Origin of the sequence: Actinomadura sp. NAK00032 (assembly GCF_013364275.1) — a bacterium.
GTDB lineage: Bacteria > Actinomycetota > Actinomycetes > Streptosporangiales > Streptosporangiaceae > Spirillospora.
Genome location: NZ_CP054932.1, coordinates 7,915,064 through 7,932,039, shown reverse-complemented (window position 1 = coordinate 7,932,039; position 16,976 = coordinate 7,915,064). Strand labels below are relative to the sequence as shown.

Genomic DNA, 16,976 nt, shown 5'->3' with positions numbered 1-16,976 from the left:
CGCGCTTCACCTGGAACCGCCCGCCCCGGTACCGACTCGCCACGCACCGGCCGCACTTCCCCATGGGGCGACCACACCTCACCCTGTGGCCGCGCTGGCCGCTCCTGCGACGCGCGCGGGTCGCCTTGCGGCGGCTGCGCTTCAGTCTGCGGCGGCGGTACTTCTCCCTGCGGGCGACGTTGTCCGCGCTGTGGTGCGCGCGTTTCACCTTGGGACGGCGGCGCCGGTGGCGGCGCGCCGTGGACCGGACGGGCTTCGGGACGGGCCGGACGTGCCTCGCCCTGGGGACGTACCGGCCGCTCCTGCGATGCGCGCACGTCGTCTCGGGCCGGTCGCGCTTCGGCCTGCGGCGCCTGCGCTTCTCTTTGCGGGCGGTGCTGCCCGCGCTGTGATGCGCGCGGGTCGTCTTGCGGCGGCTGCGTTGGTTGCGGCTCGCCGTGGACGGGACGGGCTTGGGAGCGGGCCGGACGTGCTTCTCCCTGGGGACGTGCCGGCCGCTCCTGCGATGCGCGCACGTCGTCTTGCGGTGGCCGCGCTTGCGTCTGCGGCGGCGGTACTTCTCCCTGCGGGCGACGTTGTCCGCGCTGCGGTGCGCGTGTTTCGTCTTGGGACGGCGGCGCCGGTGTCTGCTCGCCTTGTGCTGAGCGCGCTTCCGCGTGGGGCGGACGTGCTTCACCCTGGGGACGTGCCGGCCGCTCCTGTGATGCGCGCGGGGCGTCTTGGGGCGGCTGCGCCTCGGTCTGTGGCGGACGCGCCTCACCCTGCGGGCGGTGTTCTTGGCGCTGGGCCGTGCGCGTTTCGGCTTGAGTTGGCCGCGCCGGTGGCGGCTCGACGTGGGTTGGTTCTGCTTCCGCGCCTGGTGAGCCTGCTTCGCCCTGGGGACGGGCCGGTCGTTCTTGCGACGCGCGTGGGGCGTCTTGGGGCGACCGCGCCTCGGTCTGCGGCGGGCGTGCCTCTGCCTGTGGGCGGCGTTCGTGCTGCGGCGTGCGCGTTTCGGCTTGTGGGGGCTCGCTGGGGGACGGGCTTGACTCTGCGGCGGGCTTGCGTTCTTCGGCTTGGGGGCGTGCCGGTTGCTCTTGTGTCACGCGCCGGTCGTGTGGGATCGGCTGCGTCTCGGCCTGGCTCGCGTCGTCTTCGGACGGGCGTGCTTCGCTCTGGGCCGGCCGTGTCTCTTTCTGTGGTGGCTGCGGCTGGGCGGGACGGTCCTCGTCCTGTGGGGGAGATGCCTCGTCGGAGGGTTGTTGCGTTCCCGTCTGGGGCGGACGTGCCTCGGTCTGAGCGGAGTGCTGTTCGTCGGGGGTGGAGGGCGGCTCGGGCTGGTGTTCCTCGACGGCCGGTTCCTCGTCTGCCTCGTCAGAGGGTGCTTCAGGGGTGGGCGTGGCGCGGGGTTCCTGTGGGCTGCCCTTCGGGGAGGACGGCTCGTCTTCCTCGGCGGACGGCTCGTCCTCGGTCGGCTGAGGGGTCGGGAACTGGACGTACCAGACGGGCGGCTTCTCTCCGGGGCGGGGAAGCGCGATCTCCGGCTGGGTCAGGTCGGCCTTCGCGGGGACGGGGAACTCTGCCGTGGCGGTGCGGGACGGGTCCTGCTCGTCCCCGGTGCCGGATGCGTCCGGTTCCCGCTCGGCGTCGTCGTCCACGTCCCGGCCCTCCTCGACTCGAACCCCCGGCAGGCAGGCGGAGCCGTCCCCCCGACAACGCCGCGCATAGTGAAGGACGCGCAGTTTACCGGGAAGGTTCGGGGTGGTTCGCGTCCTTGGCCGCCGTGTCCGTGAACCCGGACGGGGCCTCGCGGAGATACATCTCCGACAACGTCCCCACACGGGAAGGCCCGGTGCGCATGCCATGGTGGTGGCGATGACCGTACCCCCGACGGCTCAGGACAGCGATGCCGCCCTCATCGAGGGTTCGCTCGCCGATCCCGAGGCGTTCGCCGCGCTGTTCGACCGGTATTCCGCGATGCTGTACCGGTACGTCTCGCGCAGGCTGGGGCCCGAGGCCGCCGAGGACGTCGTCGGAGAGACGTTCCTCGTCGCGTTCAGCAAGCGGCAGCGCTACGACCTGGCGCAGCAGGACGCGCGGCCGTGGCTGTTCGGCATCGCGACGAAGCTGGTGGCGCGGCACCACCGGGCGGAGGCCGCGCGCTACCGGGCGCTGCGGCGCAGCCCTGTGGACGGTCCGGTCGAGGGGCCCGCTGAGCGGGTCGCGGCGGGGGTGACGGCGTCGGCGACGCGGCCCGCGCTGGCGGCGGCGCTGTCCGGGCTGCCGCGGCGGGACCTGGACGTCCTGCTGCTGGTGGCGTGGGGCGATCTGGCCTACGAGGAGGTGGCGCGGGCGCTCGGCGTCCCGGTCGGGACGGTCCGCTCCCGGCTCAACCGCGCCCGGCGCAAGGTGCGCGCCGCGCTGGGCGACACCGACCCGACGCGTGAGGAGGCGTGAGCATGGACGACCTGGATCTGATCCGCGACCTCGGCCGGGACCTGGAGCACGAGCCGCCCGCGTCGCTGGCCCGGCAGCGGAACCGGCTGCTGGAGGAGGCCAAGCCGCGGCGGCGCGGCCTCGGAAGGTGGACGCTGCTCGGCCTGGTCGCGGCCGTGACGGCGGCGGCGATCCTCGTCCCGGCGGTGGTCTTCCACGGGCGGGACGCGAAGCCGGTGGCGGCGAAGTCGGCCCCGCCGGGGAGCGGGTTCAACGTGCTGCTCCTCGGAGTGGACGGGCGCCGGGCCGCGCATCCGCGTTCGGACACGATGATGGTGGTGCACGTCGCGGCCGACCGGAAGCGCGTCCGCGCGGTGAGCGTCCCGCGCGACTCCCTGGTGCGGATTCCGGCGTGCAAGACGGCCGACGGGGCGGTCCTCCCGGCGCGCCGGGGGCTGATCAACTCGGTGTTCCCGGCGGGCGGGACCGGGTGCGTCGTGAAGACGCTGGAGTCGCTGGCGAACGTCCGGATCGACCGGACGGTGCTGCTCGACTTCAACGGGTTCAAGGGCATCGTGGACGCGCTCGGCGGCGTCGAGCTGACGCTGCCCGCGCCGGTCGCCGACGTGAAGGCGGGGCTGAAGCTGCGGGCGGGCAGGCACCGGCTGAGCGGGCGGACGGCCCTGGCCTACGTCCGGTCGAGGTACGGCCTCGGGGACGGGTCCGATCTCGCGCGCATCGAGCGGCAGCACCAGTTCCTGGAGGCGCTGGTGCGGCAGGTGCGGGAGCGCGCGACCGGGAATCCGGTGCGGCTGGCGCGGTTCCTCTCGGCGGTCGCCGGCTCGGTCGAGGCGACGCCGGGGCTGAAGCCCGGGGAGTTGCGGCTGCTCGCCGAGAGCTTCGGCAAGGGCGGTTCGATCACGTTCGACACGGTTCCGGTGCATCCCGCGCGGCAGGACCCGAACCGGCTGGAGTGGGACCGGGCGGGCGCCGAGCGGATGTTCGCCGCGTTCCGGACGTCATGAGTGATCCCGTTCCTGTCGGGTAGGCCCGAGTCATCCCGGGCCCCCAGGAACGAATCACGAGGTCAAGGAGTGATCGATGGCCACGAAGATCCGCGAAATCATGACGGGCTCGCCGACGTCGGTGTCCCCGGAACTCGACATCGTGACGGTGGCGCGGGCGATGCGCGATGAGGACATCGGCGCGGTGCTGGTCGCGGAGGGCGACGACCTGCAGGGCGTGGTCACCGACCGGGATCTGGTCATCCGCGGCCTCGCCGCCGGCGGCGACCCGTCCCAGGCGAAGATCGGCGGCATCGCCAGCCGGGTGACGGCGACCGTCGGCCCCGACGACTCCCTGGACAAGGCCGCGCAGATCATGCGGGAGCGGTCGGTGCGCCGGCTGCCCGTCATGGAGGACGGCCGCCCCGTGGGCATCGTGTCCATCGGCGATTTGGCGATCGAGAACGACTCCCGGTCGGCGCTCGCGGACATCAGCGCCGCCCGCTCCAACACGTGACGCGGTTCAACACGTGACCCGGTCCAAGACGTGACCAGTGGGCGTGCCCGGAGGCCGCTACCGGTGCCCATGCTCCGGCCTTGGGCGCGCCCACGCCTCCACTAGGGAAGGACGGACAACAACCGGTCCAGCTCCTCCTCGGTGTTGTAGTAGTGCACGGAGGCCCGCACTGCCGTAGGACGGACGTGCGGGTCGTATCCGTGCGACGCGGGGTTCGTGACGTTGATGTTCACGCCGTGCGCCCTTGCGGCCGCCTTGATGGCGGCGGGTTCGTGGCCGTCCACGCTGAACGTGACGATCCCGGAGGGCCGCGTCCCCTTGTCGTGGACGGTGACACCAGGGCGGTCGGCCAGTTCTTCACGGAGTGTGGTGCCGAGCGTGGACACGCGGGACTCGATCTCCGCCATGCCTAGGCGGGCCGCGTAGTCGGCGGCGACGCCCAGGCCGATCTGCCCGGCGACGTACCGCTCCCATGTCTCGAAGCGCTGGGCGTCGCCGCGCATGGCGAAACCGTCCGGTGCCTTCCACTCGGCGGCGTGCAGGTCGAGGAAGGGCGGGACGAGCGTCTGTACGATTTCGCGACGCACGTACAGGAACCCGGTGCCGCGGGGGCCGCGCAGGTACTTGCGGCCGGTCGCCGAGAGCATGTCGCAGCCGATCTCGCCGACGTCGACCGCCAGGTGGCCGACCGACTGGCACGCGTCCAGGAGGTAGAGGACGCCATGCTCGCGGCACAGCCGCCCCACCTCGGCCGCCGGGTTGACGAGCCCGTTCTGGGTGGGGATGTGGTTGAGCGACACCAGGCGGACGTCGCCCTTGGCGAGTTCGGCCTCCAGCGCGTCCAGTGAGAGGGTGCCGTCGGCTTCGTCGGGGACGACGTCAACCCTCGCGCCCTTCGCCGCCGCCACCTGCTGGTAGGCGATCGCGTTGCTGGAGTACTCGGAGGTCGTCGTCAGGATGCGGTCGCCGTCCGCGAAGGGGATCGAGTAGAACGCCATGTCCCAGGCCCGGGTGGCGTTCTCCACGTAGGCGATCTCGTCTGCGCGCGCGCCGATCAGCTCTGCCACGGCGTTATAGAAGTGCTGGACGGCCTCCGCGTTCTGTTCGGCGGCCTCGTATCCGCCTATCTCCGATTCCAGCGTGAAATGCCCGTTGACGGCCTCGATGACCGGACGGGGCGGCAGCGCCGCGCCCGCGTTGTTGAGATGGGCCACCTTCGCGCAGCCGGGGGTGTCGGTCCGGAGACTCTCGATGTCCACGTGGTGCGCGTCCCTCCGTGAAATGTCGTACCCCCGCGGGATGCTGACCGCAGGCGACGACTTGACCTCAACCATTGTTGAGGTCCCATGCTGGCTGTTCCAGGCTAACGATCACCAGGGGGATCCGTGGACATGGAGGTCACGGCGTGGATGTCGCTGCACCACGCCATGAACGCGCAGGACGGCAGGCCCTTCTCCAAGGCCACCCTGCGCCGCATCGGCGGCTTCGCCCGCCCGCACCGGCGGCCGCTGGCCGCCTTCCTCATCCTCAGCGTGGTGATGGCGGTCATCGCGGTCGCGACGCCCGTCCTCGCCGGCTGGGTCGTCAACGCGATCGTCGACCGTGACGCGACGTCCACCGTCGTCGCGCTGGCCGTGGTCATCGCCGTCCTCGCCGTGGCCGAAGGCGGCCTCGGGCTCGCCAACCGGTGGCTGTCGGCGCGCATCGGCGAGGGGCTGATCCTCGACCTGCGCACCGCCGTGTTCGACCACGTCCAGCGGATGCCCGTCGCGTTCTTCACCCGCACCCGCACCGGCGCCCTGGTCAGCCGCCTCAACAACGACGTGATCGGCGCCCAGCGCGCCTTCAGCGACACCCTCTCCGGCGTCGTCAGCAACCTGGTCACGGTGCTGCTCACCTTCGCCGTGATGGTCCGCATCTCGTGGCAGATCACCCTGCTCGCCCTGGTCCTGCTGCCCGTCTTCGTCCTCCCGGCCCGGCGCATGGGCACCCGCCTGGCGCGGCTCGAACGCGAGGCCGCCGCGCACGACGCCGCGATGAGCACGCAGATGACCGAGCGCTTCTCCGCGCCCGGCGCGACCCTGGTGAAGCTGTTCGGGCGCCCGGCCCGCGAGTCCGCCGAGTTCGCCGCCCGCGCCCGCCGCGTCCGCGACATCGGCGTCCGCACCGCGATGGTGCAGCACGTCTTCATCACCGCGCTGACCATGGTCTCCGCCCTGGCCCTCGCGCTCGTCTACGGCCTCGGCGGCTTCCTGTCCCTGCGCGACCACCTCGACGCCGGCGCCGTCGTCGCGCTCGCGCTCCTGCTCACCCGCCTGTACGCGCCGCTGACCGCCCTCGCCAGCTCCCGCGTCGAGGTGATGAGCGCCCTCGTCAGCTTCGAGCGGGTCTTCGAGATCCTCGACCTGGACCCCCTCGTCGCCGAGAAGCCCGAGCCCCGCACCGTGCCGGACGGCCCGGTCGCCGTCGAGTTCGACGACGTCCGCTTCGGCTACCCGTCCGCCGACAAGGTGTCCCTCGCCTCCCTCGAAGAGGTCGCGACCCTCGACACGCGCGGCGGCGTCGAGGTCCTGCACGGCATCTCGTTCCGCGCCGAACCCGGGCAGACGGTCGCGCTGGTCGGCTCGTCCGGCGCGGGCAAGTCGACGATCGCGCAGCTCCTGCCGCGCCTCTACGACGTCGACTCCGGCGCCGTCCGCCTCGGCGGCGTGGACGTCCGCGACCTGTCCTTCCAGGGCATCCGCGACACCCTCGGCATGGTCACGCAGGACGGCCACCTGTTCCACGAGTCGATCCGCGAGAACCTCCTGCTGGCCCGCCCCGAGGCCGCCGAGGACGACCTGTGGGACGTGCTGCGCCGCGCCCGCCTCGACGCCCTCATCAGGGGCCTGCCGGACGGTCTCGACACCATCGTCGGCGAGCGCGGCTACCGCCTCTCCGGCGGCGAGCGCCAGCGCCTCACCATCGCCCGCCTCCTGCTGGCCCGCCAGCGGGTCGTGATCCTGGACGAGGCCACCGCCCACCTCGACTCGACCTCCGAGGCCGCCGTCCAGGAGGCCCTCGCCGAGGCCCTCGACGGCCGCACCGCCGTCGTCATCGCCCACCGCCTGAGCACGATCCGCGCCGCCGACCAGATCCTGGTCATCGAGGAGGGCCGCATCGTCGAACGCGGAACCCACGACGACCTCCTCACCGCAGGCGGCCGCTACGCCGACCTCTACAACACCCAGTTCGCCAACGACCCACCCCTGGAAACCGTCAGCTGACCCCGTCCCCCCCGGCCCCCCGTACCCGCACCCCCGGCCCGCCCACGGCCGGGGGCTGCGCGTCCGAACGTCCGAAACGGACACCACGGGTTCAGGGCCGGGGAGATGGGCCGGAACCAGGGAGATGACCAGGGGTTTCAAGGGGGTGCTTCAGGGGTCGGGACGCGGTGCTCCGGGTATTGGGAGACGACCTGAGACCCGGACGACGTCGATCAACGGGAGGCAGACATGGCGGAACGGGATCGGTTGCCCGCGCCCGTGGAAGGGCTCGTGCTGACGCATTTCCTCACCGTCCGCGACGTGGTGCGTTCGCGCGCGTTCTACGCGGACGTCTTCGGCGGTGAGGTCGTCCTGGCGGAGAACCCCGCCATCGTGAAGGTCGCCAACACCTGGATCATCATGAACCCCGGCGGCGGGCCCACTCCGGACAAACCCGACGTCACGCTGTCGGCGCCGGAACCGGGCGACTCCGTCTCGTCCTTCATGAACGTGCGCGTCGCCGACATCGCCGCGTTCTACGAGTACGCCAAGGAGCGGGGCGCCCGGTTCCTGACCGAGCCCATCGACCGCAAGGCCGAGATCCGCTGCTACATGCGCGACCCGGACGACTACCTGATCGAGGTCGGTCAGGCCACCGGCATGCTGCACGGCGTCTACGCCGACCCACCAGCCACCCCAGAAAGCTGACTCGGGCCAACGGGGAGCGAGCCGGCCGATCCGGCCCCCACCGGGAGCGGGCTGAGAGGGACGGCGGCCGATCTTGAGGACTGGCTGGGGGCAGGGTGATCGCTCTCGCCGTCGGGGAGTGGCTCGGGCCGGCTGGGGCGAGTGCGCCCGCTCTGGGGGCTGACGGGGACGGTCAGGCGATCTCGGCGAGGACCTTCTGGAGGGCGCGGAGGATGCCGGAGCGCCAGCCGCTGCCCATGCCGCGGAAGGCGTAGGCGTTGACGGGGTCGTCCAGGTCGAAGCCCGCGTGCTCGATGAACAGGCGGGTGCCGCGGCCTTCGGGGACGAGTCGCCAGGTCACCGTGGTGTCGAGGCCGCCGCCGTTCCAGCTGATGCGCAGCAGCCGCTCGTCCTCGATATCGAGGACCCGGCATGCGATCCTGCCGTCGAACTCGATGTTGGGCATCGGTGTGGTGGTGAAGGTGAAGCGGTGCCCGACGACGGGTTCGAAGTCGTTCGGCATCATCCAGCGGGCCAGCAGGTCCCGCTCGGTGAGTGCCCGCCACACCTTGCGCGGCGGATGCGGCAGGAACTCGTCCACCTCGATCGACGCGCGCTCACCGCTCACACCGTCCACCTTACGGCGCGTTCCCGGGGTGCGCCGGGGGCCTGGCGCCGCCATGTCACGTCCGGCGGACACGGGCGACGGCGACGACGCCGGAGACCACGATGATCCCGGCCGTCCAAGCCAGCGAGCGCGTCACGTAGTGGGCGGCGCCGTGGCCGAGCAGCGCGGCGGCCGCATCGCCCTGCGTGAGCACCCGGACGGCGTCCATCATGACCGTGACCGGCTGGTTCTCGGCGAAGCCCCGCAGCCATCCGGGCATCGACTCCACCGGGACGTACGCGCTGGACACGAAGCTCAGCGGCAGTGCCAGGAACCCCGCACCCTGCGCCGCCTGCGCGTTGGCGCTGAGCAGTCCCAGCGCCACGAACACCCACACGAACGCGAACCCGAACAGGACGCACAACCCGAATCCGGCCAGCGCGGATGGCCAGCCCGCGTGGACGCGGAAACCGACGGCGAAGGCCAGCGCGGCGCTCACCGCGAGGATCAGCGTGACGCGTGCCGTGTCCGCCGCGACCTGGCCGGCGATGACGGCGGTGCGCGGCATCGGCAGCGACTTCAGCTGGTCGAGATAGCCGGACGCGACGTCCTCGGCGACCGCGACCGCCGCGCTCATCCCGGCGAACAGCCCGCTCACGGTCAGCAGCCCGGGGATCATGTAGTCGACGTAGTCGACGCTCCCCGTGCCGATCGCCCCGCCGAACACGTACCGGAAGATCAGCAGGAACGCGACGCTCTGGACGAGCCCCATCACGATGATCTGCGGCGTCCGGAACGTCCGCCGCATCCCGCGCCGGGCGATGACCCAACTCGCCGCCCCGACACCGGCCCCACCGGGAGCCTGCATTACCGCCATGCCACCTCACTCCTTCTCACGTGGTCGTTCTGGGGTGCTGGTCAGGGAGAGGAAGACCTCGTCGAGGGTCGGGCGGCGGAGGGTCATGTCCGCTACCGGGATCTGGTGGTCGGCCAGGGCGCGGACGGCTCTCGTGAGGTCGTCGGGGCCGTCCTCGGCCGTCGCGGTGACGAGGAGGGTGCGCGGGTCGGTGCGGACGGGCCCGATGGCGTCCAGTGCACGGGCGGCCAAGTCCAGCGAGGCGTGGTCGTGGACGTGGACTTCGATCAGGTCGCCGCCCGTCCGGGCCTTCAGCTCGCGGGGCGTGCCCTCGGCGACGACGCGGCCGTGGTCGATGATCGCGACGCGGTCGGCGAGGCGGTCGGCCTCGTCCAGGTACTGGGTGGTCAGCAGGACGTTCGTGCCGTCGGACACCAGGTCGCCGATGGCGTCCCAGAGCTCGATGCGGCTGCGCGGGTCGAGCCCGGTGGTGGGCTCGTCCAGCAGCAGGAGGCGGGGCGCGCCGACGAGGCTCGCGCCGAGGTCGAGGCGGCGGCGCATCCCGCCCGAGTAGGTGCGGACGAGGCGGTCGGCGACGTCGCCGAGCGAGAGGCGTTCGAGCACGCCGGACGCGCCGGCGCGGGCGTCCCGGCGGCTCCGGCCGAACAGGCGGGCGATCATCTCCAGGTTCTCGCGGCCGGTCAGCGCCCCCTCGACGGCCGCGTACTGGCCGGCCAGGCCGATGGCCCGCCGGACCCGGGCGGGGTCGCGGGCGGCGTCGGTCCCGTCCACGAGCAGCGTGCCGCCGTCGGGACGGACGAGGGTCGCGACGCAGCGCACGAAGGTGGTCTTGCCGGCGCCGTTCGGCCCGAGCAGGGCCGTCACCCGGCCGGGGGACACGGCGAGGTCGAGGCCGGCGAGGGCCGCCACGTCGCCGAACCGCCTGACCAGCCCGGCGGCCTCGACGACGGGCGTCACAGATCCTCCTCGTCCAGCAGTTCGCGCAGGTTGGAGAGCTTCTCGCGCCAGAACCGCTCGTACGGGGTCAGCCATTCGGACAGTTCGCGCAGCGGTCCCGGCTCCAGCCGGTAGATGCGCCGGCGGCCGTCCCGCTGCTCGGTGACGAGCCCGGCCTCGCGGAGCACCTTGAGGTGCTCGGAGACGCTCGGACGGCTCATCGTGAAGTGCGCGGCGAGGTCGTTGACCGGGCGCGGGCCGTCCAGCAGGAGCGCGGTGAGCTCCCGCCGGACGGGGCTGGCCAGCGCCGCGAACACGTCGGCGGTCACTGCCCGGCCAGGACGAGGCCGTTGCCGTCGGGGTCGGTGACCACGGCCTGCCGGCCCCACGGGAGGTCCTGCGGGCCGTCGACGTCCACGCCGGCCGCGCGCAGCGCCGCGCAGTCGCCGTCGAGGTCGGCCGTCGCCAGGATCAGCCCCTGCAGGCTCCCGGGCGCGGCCGGGGTGTGGTTGGCGAGGACGACGCTCGTCTCCGCTCCCTTGGGGGCGAGCTGCAGCCAGCGGACCGGGCCGTTCTGCTGGTCCGCGACGACGTCGAAGCCGAGCTTGCCGGCGTAGAAGTCCTTGGCCGCGTCCAGGTCGGAGACGGGAACGGTCAGCAGGCGCACATGTGTGATGGTCATGCGGCCGACAATAGGTAGGGACATTCCTACGTGTCAAGCGTAGGAGATCTCCTACGCATCGCGCGCTCCGGTGGCCGTGGGCGGTGGCCGTGGGCGGTGGCCGTGGCCGGCGGACGGGTTTAGTGGACGGGTGCGGAGGCAGGCTGGAGGAATGCGTGCCGTCACCTATGACTCGTATGCGTCCGACAACGCGCGGCTGAAGGTCGGGGACGCGCCGGATCCCAAGGTCGGCCCCGGCCAGGTGCTGATCGAGGTCCGCGCCGCCGGGCTGAACCCCGTCGACTGGAAGGTCATGGCCGGGGGACTCGACGGGATGATGGACGCGGTGTTCCCGGTCATCCCCGGGTGGGACGTCGCCGGGGTCGTCCGCGGGCTCGGCCCCGACACGCCGGAGTTCGCCGTCGGCGACGAGGTCATGGCGTACGCGCGCAAGGACGTCGTCGGCGCCGGGACGTTCGCGCAGTACGTCGCCGTCGCGGCCGACCACGTGGCGCACAAGCCCGAGGCGCTCGACTGGAACCAGGCGGGCGGCCTGCCGCTCGCCGGGATGACCGCCCAGCGCTCCCTGGACCGGCTCGCGGTCGGCAAGGACGACGTCCTGCTCATTCACGCGGCGTCCGGCGGCGTCGGGGGCCTCGCCGTCCAGATCGCGCGCGACCGCGGTGCCCGGGTGATCGGTACGGCGTCCGAGAAGAACCATGACTACCTGCGGGAACTGGGCGCGGAACCGGTCTCCTACGGGGACGGGCTGGTGGAGCGCGTCCGCGAGCTGGCGCCCGGCGGGGTGACCGCCGTCGCCGACTTCGTGGGCGGGCAGCTGGACGCCACCCTCGCCGTCCTGGCCACGGGTGGACGGCACGTGTCCATCGCCGACAACACCGTGGACGAGCACGGCGGCCACTGGATCTGGGTCCGCCCGGACGGCGCGAAGCTCGCCGAGCTGGCCCGCCTCGCCGACCGCGGCGCGCTCGGCGTCCAGGTCGCGGACACGTTCCCGCTGGAGGGGACGGGCGCCGCGTTCGACGCCAGCCGCAGCGGGCACACGCGCGGCAAGCTCGTCATCATCCCCTGACGGGATCCCGTGGTGACATCCCCCGACGGGATCCCCTGGCGAGGTCCCTGACCAGCTTGTCGCGGAGCGCCGTCCCCCAACGAAGGAGCGTCATGCCCGTCCTGGACGACACGTTGCCGCTGCTGTCACGGCCTTACGGGCTGCTGTCCGCCCGCGCCCGTCACCTGGACACCGACGTCTACGACACGCGGCTGCTCTTCCGGAAGACCACCTGCATGACCGGGGCGGACGCCGCGCGCGTGTTCTACGACCCGGACCGCTTCGTCCGCGAGGGCGCCGCGCCCCGGCGGCTGCGCGTCACGCTGTTCGGCGAGAACGGCGTGCAGGGGCTGGACGGGCGGCGGCACGCCGCGCGCAAGCGGATGTTCATGTCCCTGATGACGCCCGAGGCGCGGGACGAGCTGCGCGATCTCACCGAGCGGGCCTGGCGGGAGCGCATCGGCGCCTGGCGGGACGAGCCGCGTGTCGTCCTGTTCGACGAGGTCAGCGAGCTGCTGTGCAGCGCGGTGTGCGCGTGGGCGGGGGTGCCGCTGGCCGCGCGCCAGGTTCCGCAGATCACCCGGACGCTCGTCGCGCTGATCGAGGCTCCGGCGGCGGTCGGCCCCCGCTACCTGCGCGGACGCGCCGCACGCATGCTCGCCGACCGCTGGGCCGCCGCCCACATCACGCGCGCCCGGGAGCGGCACGGCCTCGATACCGTACCCGGCCGTGTTGCAGCACCCGCCGGAGTCGAGGCACCAGGCCGCGGTACGGCCCTCACCGAGATCGCCACCTACCGCGACACGGACGGGAGCCTCCTGCCGCCGGACGTGGCCGGTGTCGAGCTGCTCAACGTCCTGCGGCCCACGGTGGCGGTGGCGCGCTTCGTGGTGTTCGCCGCCATGGCGCTGCACGACCATCCCGAGTGGCGCCGCCGGCTCGCGACGGACGACGATCCGGAACTCCTCGAAGCGTTCGTCCAGGAAGTGCGCCGGTTCTACCCGTTCTTCCCGCTCGTCGCGGCGCGCGCCGCCCGCGACTTCGCATGGCGCGGCCACCACTTCCCGAAGGGACGGCGCGTACTGCTCGACCTGCACGGGACGGACCACGACCCGCGCCTTTGGGACCGTCCCGAACAGTTCAGGCCGGAACGGTTCATCGACCGTCCACCGGACGCCTACAGCCTCATCCCGCAGGGCGGCGGCGACCATTTCGAGGGCCACCGCTGCGCCGGAGAATGGGTCACCAAGGACGTGATGAAGACGTCGGTGACCGCCCTCACCCGCTGGATCTCCTACTCTGTCCCGCCACAGGACCTGAGCATCCATCCGTGGCGGGCCCCGGCCATACCGAAGAGCCGTTTCGTCATCACCGAGGTGGCGGAACTCTAGACGGACCTGCGCGTCAGCCCGGCCCGCTCCGCCTTGTCCAGGCGCTCCGCTCCCGCCCGCTGCCGCGCATTCTCGTGGACGGCCCAGTTCTCCGGCTGCGCGAACATCAACTCCCCCGTGCCGGGGGCGAGCAGCACGCCGCCGAAGACGTCGTCACCGGCGAACCAGGCCCCGCCGTCGATCTCCTCGGGCCACCGGTCGGAGTAGAGCGGTTCGCGCGCCGACATCCGCGGGGAGCCGCCGGTGCCCAGGGTCAAGGAACGCCGGCCCTGGTTCTGCAGGTTCGACTTCTGCACCGGCGAGCGGAACTCGAAGTCGTACACCTTCAGCACGCGGGCGCATTTCCGCACCCAGCCGATCTGGGGGAGCCAGAACCGCGTGCCCAGCGAAAGCATCATCAGGCCAACGGCGATGAACGGGCCGAGATAGCGAAGCCCCAGCGCGAGCGGCAAGACGGTCATCGCGATGCCGGGCACCACGATGAGCAGCAGATACCGACGCACCAGGATTCTGTAGTGGTATTTCACCGGGCCTTGGCGGTCGGTGCCGTCTGTGGCGAACGGCACGGCGCCGCTGAACGAGCGGTACAGCAGCAGGTGCACGGCCAGCAGCACCACGGTGACGAGCCCGAGCATTCCGGGTATCGCGAACCAGAAGAAGGTCTCGCTAAGGATCGTGAGGACGAGCCCATACGACACGGCGAACCCGACACCGAGCACTGCCACACGCCGCAGCGGACCACGTCCTCCACCCGCCGTCCGGCGCTCGTCACCCGCCCGGCCGACTTCAACCGAAGGCTCCGCCATACCGCCCTTTCCGCGATGTCGTGATGCAACGCCCCGGTGAAACGCCTCGATGCGACGTCCTGATGCGACGTCCCGGCGACGCGCCGGTCTGCCCGGCACTACCCGAAACAGGGCACCACCGCCCCCGGCCACTCGTCAACCCACGAAGGCTCGACACTCAAGAGCCAGACCCCGCCAGCCCGCAAGCCCCAAACGGCGCCCACAACCTCACGAAGCTAGACGCATGTCCACCGCTTGAGCCGTCCTGAGATTCAAACAAGACGACCAGACCAAAGCCCTCCTCAACGGCTTGGACCCCGCAACGGTCTAACGCGGATCGGCAACAGACTCCCGCACGTCCTCCTACAACGAAATCAAAGGCAAGTACCCGACCGGCGAGATGCAGCACCCGGCTAGAAGAAGCGCACTCCCACTTCAGCGCGTCCCTCGCACGTGGCCCCACCCCACTCTCACCACCCTGGAAACCAGAGACACCCAAGCCGCCGACGCCTCAACCGCACAAGAACCGCTGGACAACGGGCAGCACAAGATCGGTCCGGACAAAGGCGTCCAAGTGGCCACAGCCAGGCAACTCCACCAACTCGGCGCCGGGAATTTCCGCAGCGGTTCGGCGGATGGCCGCAATCCGAGCATCCCTCTCGCCGGCCACCAGCAGTACCGGCACGGAAGTCAGCGCCAGCGCGTCCAAGACCTCCTCCTGCTCGGCGAGCGCGGTGGTCAGCGCCGCCAGTGCATGCGGGTCGGCCGCCTTCACGAGATCCCGGAACCACGAGGGCACCACCCCCTGCCGCTCCAGCCACCCGACGAACGGCGCGGTGCCTTCAGTACGGAGAACCTCCGTCTCCCGCGCCACCTCCTCAGGATCGGCACTGGCGCGCAGAGCATGAGCGCCGCCCGCGATGAGCTTCGTCAGCCGGGACGGGTGGCGCCCGAGTAGCCGCAGCCCGATAGTGCCGCCCATGGAAGCGCCCCACATCGCCGCCCGGTCGATCTCAAGAGAATCGAGGACCGCGATGACGTCGTCCACCTGGCGTTCAATGCGGTAGCTGCCGGCGTCGAAGGGCGCGTCGCTCTCACCATGGCCGCGCGCATCGATCAGGACAAGGCGATGCGAGGCGGCCAGGGCCTCGACATGACCGCCCAGACGCCAGGTGGTGCGGTCACCGAAGAATCCGTGCAGCAGCACCAACGGATCTCCGCGGCCGACGACCTCGAAGGCGATGCGCACCCCATCACGGCCGGCCGTCCACATGTCCCGATTCTGACGCCCTCACCCCGCCCACGCATCGCGTTTTCCGGGCAGCGCCCGTCAGGACGGGCCCGCGTCGTGCTCGACAAGGGGCATCCCAGTGGCGAGCGCCCGAGCGGCGTCGACGAAGAACTGCTCGTCCGCGCCGGGGGCGAGGCCGAGGATGACCCCCTGGTTGAGGCCGACGAACAGCGCTCGCAGCGCCGTGACCAGTCGCTCCGCCTGGCCGGACGTGACGATTCCTCCTTCGTGCGGCCGCCCGGTGAACACCGCGATCAGCTGCTCCTCCTGCCGCCGGATGGACGCGGCGAGCTGCACCGCCAGCTCCCGGTCGTGCAAGGCCATGTCCAGCAGGGTGATCTGGAGCGACAGGACGGACAGCGCGTCCGGCGCGTCGAAGCTGCGCCGGTAGTACCGGGCGAAGACCTCGACCGCGTCAAGGAACTCCAGCCCGGCCGGGACCGCCTGCTGGATCTCCTCGTAGTGCGGCCGCAGGTAGTCCGTGACGAGAGCGAGCACCAGACCGTTCTTGCTGCCGAACAGGGAGTAGACGGCGCCGGTGGTCAGACCGGCCCGCTCGGCGATCTCGTCGAGCTTGGCCCGGTACCCGTCCCGGGCGACGACCTCGAACGCCGCATCGAGCAAGGCACGGCGGTTGCGCTCCTTGGCCTCCGCTCTCGTCATACGCATAATCGTATTATTGCGATAATTTGGTTACGGAACAAGTCGTGGACGAGCTCGGGAGGACCTCTCATGCCCCAGACCACAGCACCGCCGGACGCACGCCAGAGGATCGGGATCATCGCCGACAGCGCCGTCAAGATGCTCCTGGCCGCCGCCTTCGTCATCGCCGTGGCCCCACTCGGCCGCCTGCTGGGTGTGCCGACCTGGCTCATGGCCGCCGCAGGAGTGGCCCTGCTGACCTGCGGCGGAATCGAGCTCAAACACCTCCGCCACCGCCCGGCGCGTACTTACGTCCGCCTCATGGTCGCCTACGACGCCGGCTGGGTGCTGGCAACACTCGCCGCCCTTCCACCCGTGTTGGGAAGCAGCGGCGCCGGCGGCGAGGTATGGATCGGCTACCAGACGGCCGCCCCCCTCATCTTCGCCACCCTGCTGCTGGCCGCCTCACCGCAACCGTCCTCAAAACCCGCCACAACAGACCCCACCCACTAACGCACGCAACAACCAACGAGAGCCCAGGCTCCCGCCCCTTGAGCCACACGCCCAAGCCGCCACCCGCCCTGTGACTTCGACGTCCGCCACAGAACGAGCCCGCCACCAGCCAAGACTCCCGTGAACGCGTCGCCCCCGACAGACGGTGCCACAAGAGCAAGCCCCATCCCGAGCCGCACCAACGACGCGAACCAGCCTGAGCGCGAGCCGGCCCGAGCCCGAGCCGCACCAACGACGCAAGCTGGCCTGAGTGCGAGCTGGCCCGAGCCCGAGCCGCAGCAACGACGCGAACCGGCCCGAGCGCGAACCGGCTCCCAGGCAAGAACGGGCGTG

The 16,976-nt window shown here is 71.6% G+C and carries 18 protein-coding genes; 9 read left to right on the top strand and 9 right to left on the bottom strand.

Annotated features, from left to right (window positions below):
- The first annotated feature begins 62 nt into the window (after positions 1 to 62).
- The 4 genes from HUT06_RS44930 to HUT06_RS36375 all read left to right on the top strand — a co-directional run bounded on the left by HUT06_RS44930 (position 63) and on the right by HUT06_RS36375 (position 3,936).
- The gene (locus tag HUT06_RS44930; protein ID WP_254715572.1) at positions 63 to 392 is read left to right on the top strand and encodes a hypothetical protein; all 330 of its coding nucleotides are present in this window, start codon (positions 63 to 65) and stop codon (positions 390 to 392) included.
- 1,462 nt (positions 393 to 1,854) lie between these two features.
- Positions 1,855 to 2,436 (top strand): RNA polymerase sigma factor, encoded by a 582-nt coding sequence (locus HUT06_RS36385; RefSeq protein ID WP_176199858.1) that lies wholly within the window; start codon positions 1,855 to 1,857, stop codon positions 2,434 to 2,436.
- A 2-nt stretch (positions 2,437 to 2,438) separates the two neighbouring features.
- Positions 2,439 to 3,440, top strand: a complete 1,002-nt coding sequence (locus HUT06_RS36380) for an LCP family protein (RefSeq protein ID WP_176199857.1) — start codon at positions 2,439 to 2,441, stop codon at positions 3,438 to 3,440.
- A 76-nt stretch (positions 3,441 to 3,516) separates the two neighbouring features.
- Positions 3,517 to 3,936, top strand: coding sequence for a CBS domain-containing protein (locus HUT06_RS36375; RefSeq protein ID WP_176199856.1), 420 nt, complete (start codon positions 3,517 to 3,519; stop codon positions 3,934 to 3,936).
- Between the two features lie 101 nt (positions 3,937 to 4,037).
- On the opposite strand, the gene HUT06_RS36370 is transcribed toward HUT06_RS36375, so the two are convergent.
- The gene (locus HUT06_RS36370) at positions 4,038 to 5,195 is read right to left on the bottom strand and encodes an aminotransferase class V-fold PLP-dependent enzyme (protein WP_254715571.1); all 1,158 of its coding nucleotides are present in this window, start codon (positions 5,193 to 5,195) and stop codon (positions 4,038 to 4,040) included.
- A gap of 132 nt (positions 5,196 to 5,327) precedes the next feature.
- Between HUT06_RS36370 and HUT06_RS36365 the strand changes: the two genes are divergently transcribed.
- Both HUT06_RS36365 and HUT06_RS36360 read left to right on the top strand, forming a co-directional pair.
- Entirely contained in the window at positions 5,328 to 7,202 is a 1,875-nt protein-coding gene (locus tag HUT06_RS36365; RefSeq protein WP_217711601.1) for an ABC transporter ATP-binding protein, read from the top strand.
- A 228-nt stretch (positions 7,203 to 7,430) separates the two neighbouring features.
- Positions 7,431 to 7,889: a VOC family protein gene (locus HUT06_RS36360; protein WP_176199853.1), complete on the top strand. Its 459-nt coding sequence runs from the start codon at positions 7,431 to 7,433 to the stop codon at positions 7,887 to 7,889.
- A 172-nt stretch (positions 7,890 to 8,061) separates the two neighbouring features.
- Here the strand turns inward: HUT06_RS36360 and HUT06_RS36355 are convergent, their stop codons facing one another.
- From HUT06_RS36355 to HUT06_RS36335, 5 genes are read right to left on the bottom strand one after another with little or no spacing between them, the layout of a single operon-like run.
- Entirely contained in the window at positions 8,062 to 8,496 is a 435-nt protein-coding gene (locus HUT06_RS36355; RefSeq protein ID WP_254715570.1) for an SRPBCC domain-containing protein, read from the bottom strand.
- A 55-nt stretch (positions 8,497 to 8,551) separates the two neighbouring features.
- Positions 8,552 to 9,352: an ABC transporter permease gene (locus HUT06_RS36350; protein WP_176199851.1), complete on the bottom strand. Its 801-nt coding sequence runs from the start codon at positions 9,350 to 9,352 to the stop codon at positions 8,552 to 8,554.
- A 6-nt stretch (positions 9,353 to 9,358) separates the two neighbouring features.
- Positions 9,359 to 10,309 carry an ATP-binding cassette domain-containing protein gene (locus tag HUT06_RS36345; protein ID WP_254715569.1) on the bottom strand — a complete coding sequence of 317 codons (951 nt, stop codon included), beginning with the start codon at positions 10,307 to 10,309 and terminating at the stop codon, positions 9,359 to 9,361.
- Positions 10,306 to 10,617 (bottom strand): helix-turn-helix transcriptional regulator, encoded by a 312-nt coding sequence (locus HUT06_RS36340; RefSeq protein ID WP_176199849.1) that lies wholly within the window; start codon positions 10,615 to 10,617, stop codon positions 10,306 to 10,308. Before HUT06_RS36340 ends, HUT06_RS36345 begins: the two co-directional genes overlap by 4 nt.
- Positions 10,614 to 10,970, bottom strand: coding sequence for a VOC family protein (locus HUT06_RS36335; protein ID WP_176199848.1), 357 nt, complete (start codon positions 10,968 to 10,970; stop codon positions 10,614 to 10,616). The genes HUT06_RS36340 and HUT06_RS36335 overlap by 4 nt, the downstream gene beginning before the upstream one ends.
- A gap of 151 nt (positions 10,971 to 11,121) precedes the next feature.
- On the opposite strand from HUT06_RS36335, the gene HUT06_RS36330 reads away from it, so the two are divergent.
- A complete protein-coding gene (locus HUT06_RS36330; RefSeq protein WP_176199847.1) occupies positions 11,122 to 12,042 on the top strand; it encodes an NADP-dependent oxidoreductase in 921 nt (306 codons plus the stop codon).
- A gap of 92 nt (positions 12,043 to 12,134) precedes the next feature.
- Entirely contained in the window at positions 12,135 to 13,412 is a 1,278-nt protein-coding gene (locus tag HUT06_RS36325; protein WP_176199846.1) for a cytochrome P450, read from the top strand.
- On the opposite strand, the gene HUT06_RS36320 is transcribed toward HUT06_RS36325, so the two are convergent.
- From HUT06_RS36320 to HUT06_RS36310, 3 genes are all read right to left on the bottom strand, one after another.
- Positions 13,409 to 14,218, bottom strand: coding sequence for a hypothetical protein (locus tag HUT06_RS36320; protein ID WP_176199845.1), 810 nt, complete (start codon positions 14,216 to 14,218; stop codon positions 13,409 to 13,411). The genes HUT06_RS36325 and HUT06_RS36320 overlap by 4 nt on opposite strands.
- Positions 14,219 to 14,708: 490 nt before the next feature.
- Positions 14,709 to 15,470 carry an alpha/beta fold hydrolase gene (locus tag HUT06_RS36315; protein WP_176199844.1) on the bottom strand — a complete coding sequence of 254 codons (762 nt, stop codon included), beginning with the start codon at positions 15,468 to 15,470 and terminating at the stop codon, positions 14,709 to 14,711.
- A 57-nt stretch (positions 15,471 to 15,527) separates the two neighbouring features.
- Positions 15,528 to 16,151, bottom strand: coding sequence for a TetR/AcrR family transcriptional regulator (locus HUT06_RS36310; protein ID WP_176199843.1), 624 nt, complete (start codon positions 16,149 to 16,151; stop codon positions 15,528 to 15,530).
- Between the two features lie 69 nt (positions 16,152 to 16,220).
- Here HUT06_RS36310 and HUT06_RS36305 point away from each other — a divergent pair, with 69 nt between their 5' ends.
- Complete coding sequence (locus tag HUT06_RS36305) at positions 16,221 to 16,643, top strand: hypothetical protein (protein WP_176199842.1); 423 nt, start codon at positions 16,221 to 16,223, stop codon at positions 16,641 to 16,643.
- Positions 16,644 to 16,976: the final 333 nt, after the last annotated feature.

What these genes read in the sequence shown, in the direction of transcription:
- HUT06_RS44930 (WP_254715572.1), top strand. Translation starts at nt 63, where the DNA reads ATGGGGCGACCACACCTCACCCTGTGGCCGCGCTGGCCGCTCCTGCGA.
- HUT06_RS36385 (WP_176199858.1), top strand. Translation starts at nt 1,855, where the DNA reads ATGACCGTACCCCCGACGGCTCAGGACAGCGATGCCGCCCTCATCGAG.
- HUT06_RS36380 (WP_176199857.1), top strand. Translation starts at nt 2,439, where the DNA reads ATGGACGACCTGGATCTGATCCGCGACCTCGGCCGGGACCTGGAGCAC.
- HUT06_RS36375 (WP_176199856.1), top strand. Translation starts at nt 3,517, where the DNA reads ATGGCCACGAAGATCCGCGAAATCATGACGGGCTCGCCGACGTCGGTG.
- HUT06_RS36365 (WP_217711601.1), top strand. Translation starts at nt 5,328, where the DNA reads ATGGAGGTCACGGCGTGGATGTCGCTGCACCACGCCATGAACGCGCAG.
- HUT06_RS36360 (WP_176199853.1), top strand. Translation starts at nt 7,431, where the DNA reads ATGGCGGAACGGGATCGGTTGCCCGCGCCCGTGGAAGGGCTCGTGCTG.
- HUT06_RS36350 (WP_176199851.1), bottom strand. Translation starts at nt 9,352, where the DNA reads ATGGCGGTAATGCAGGCTCCCGGTGGGGCCGGTGTCGGGGCGGCGAGT.
- HUT06_RS36335 (WP_176199848.1), bottom strand. Translation starts at nt 10,970, where the DNA reads ATGACCATCACACATGTGCGCCTGCTGACCGTTCCCGTCTCCGACCTG.
- HUT06_RS36330 (WP_176199847.1), top strand. Translation starts at nt 11,122, where the DNA reads ATGCGTGCCGTCACCTATGACTCGTATGCGTCCGACAACGCGCGGCTG.
- HUT06_RS36325 (WP_176199846.1), top strand. Translation starts at nt 12,135, where the DNA reads ATGCCCGTCCTGGACGACACGTTGCCGCTGCTGTCACGGCCTTACGGG.
- HUT06_RS36320 (WP_176199845.1), bottom strand. Translation starts at nt 14,218, where the DNA reads ATGGCGGAGCCTTCGGTTGAAGTCGGCCGGGCGGGTGACGAGCGCCGG.
- HUT06_RS36315 (WP_176199844.1), bottom strand. Translation starts at nt 15,470, where the DNA reads ATGTGGACGGCCGGCCGTGATGGGGTGCGCATCGCCTTCGAGGTCGTC.
- HUT06_RS36310 (WP_176199843.1), bottom strand. Translation starts at nt 16,151, where the DNA reads ATGACGAGAGCGGAGGCCAAGGAGCGCAACCGCCGTGCCTTGCTCGAT.
- HUT06_RS36305 (WP_176199842.1), top strand. Translation starts at nt 16,221, where the DNA reads ATGCCCCAGACCACAGCACCGCCGGACGCACGCCAGAGGATCGGGATC.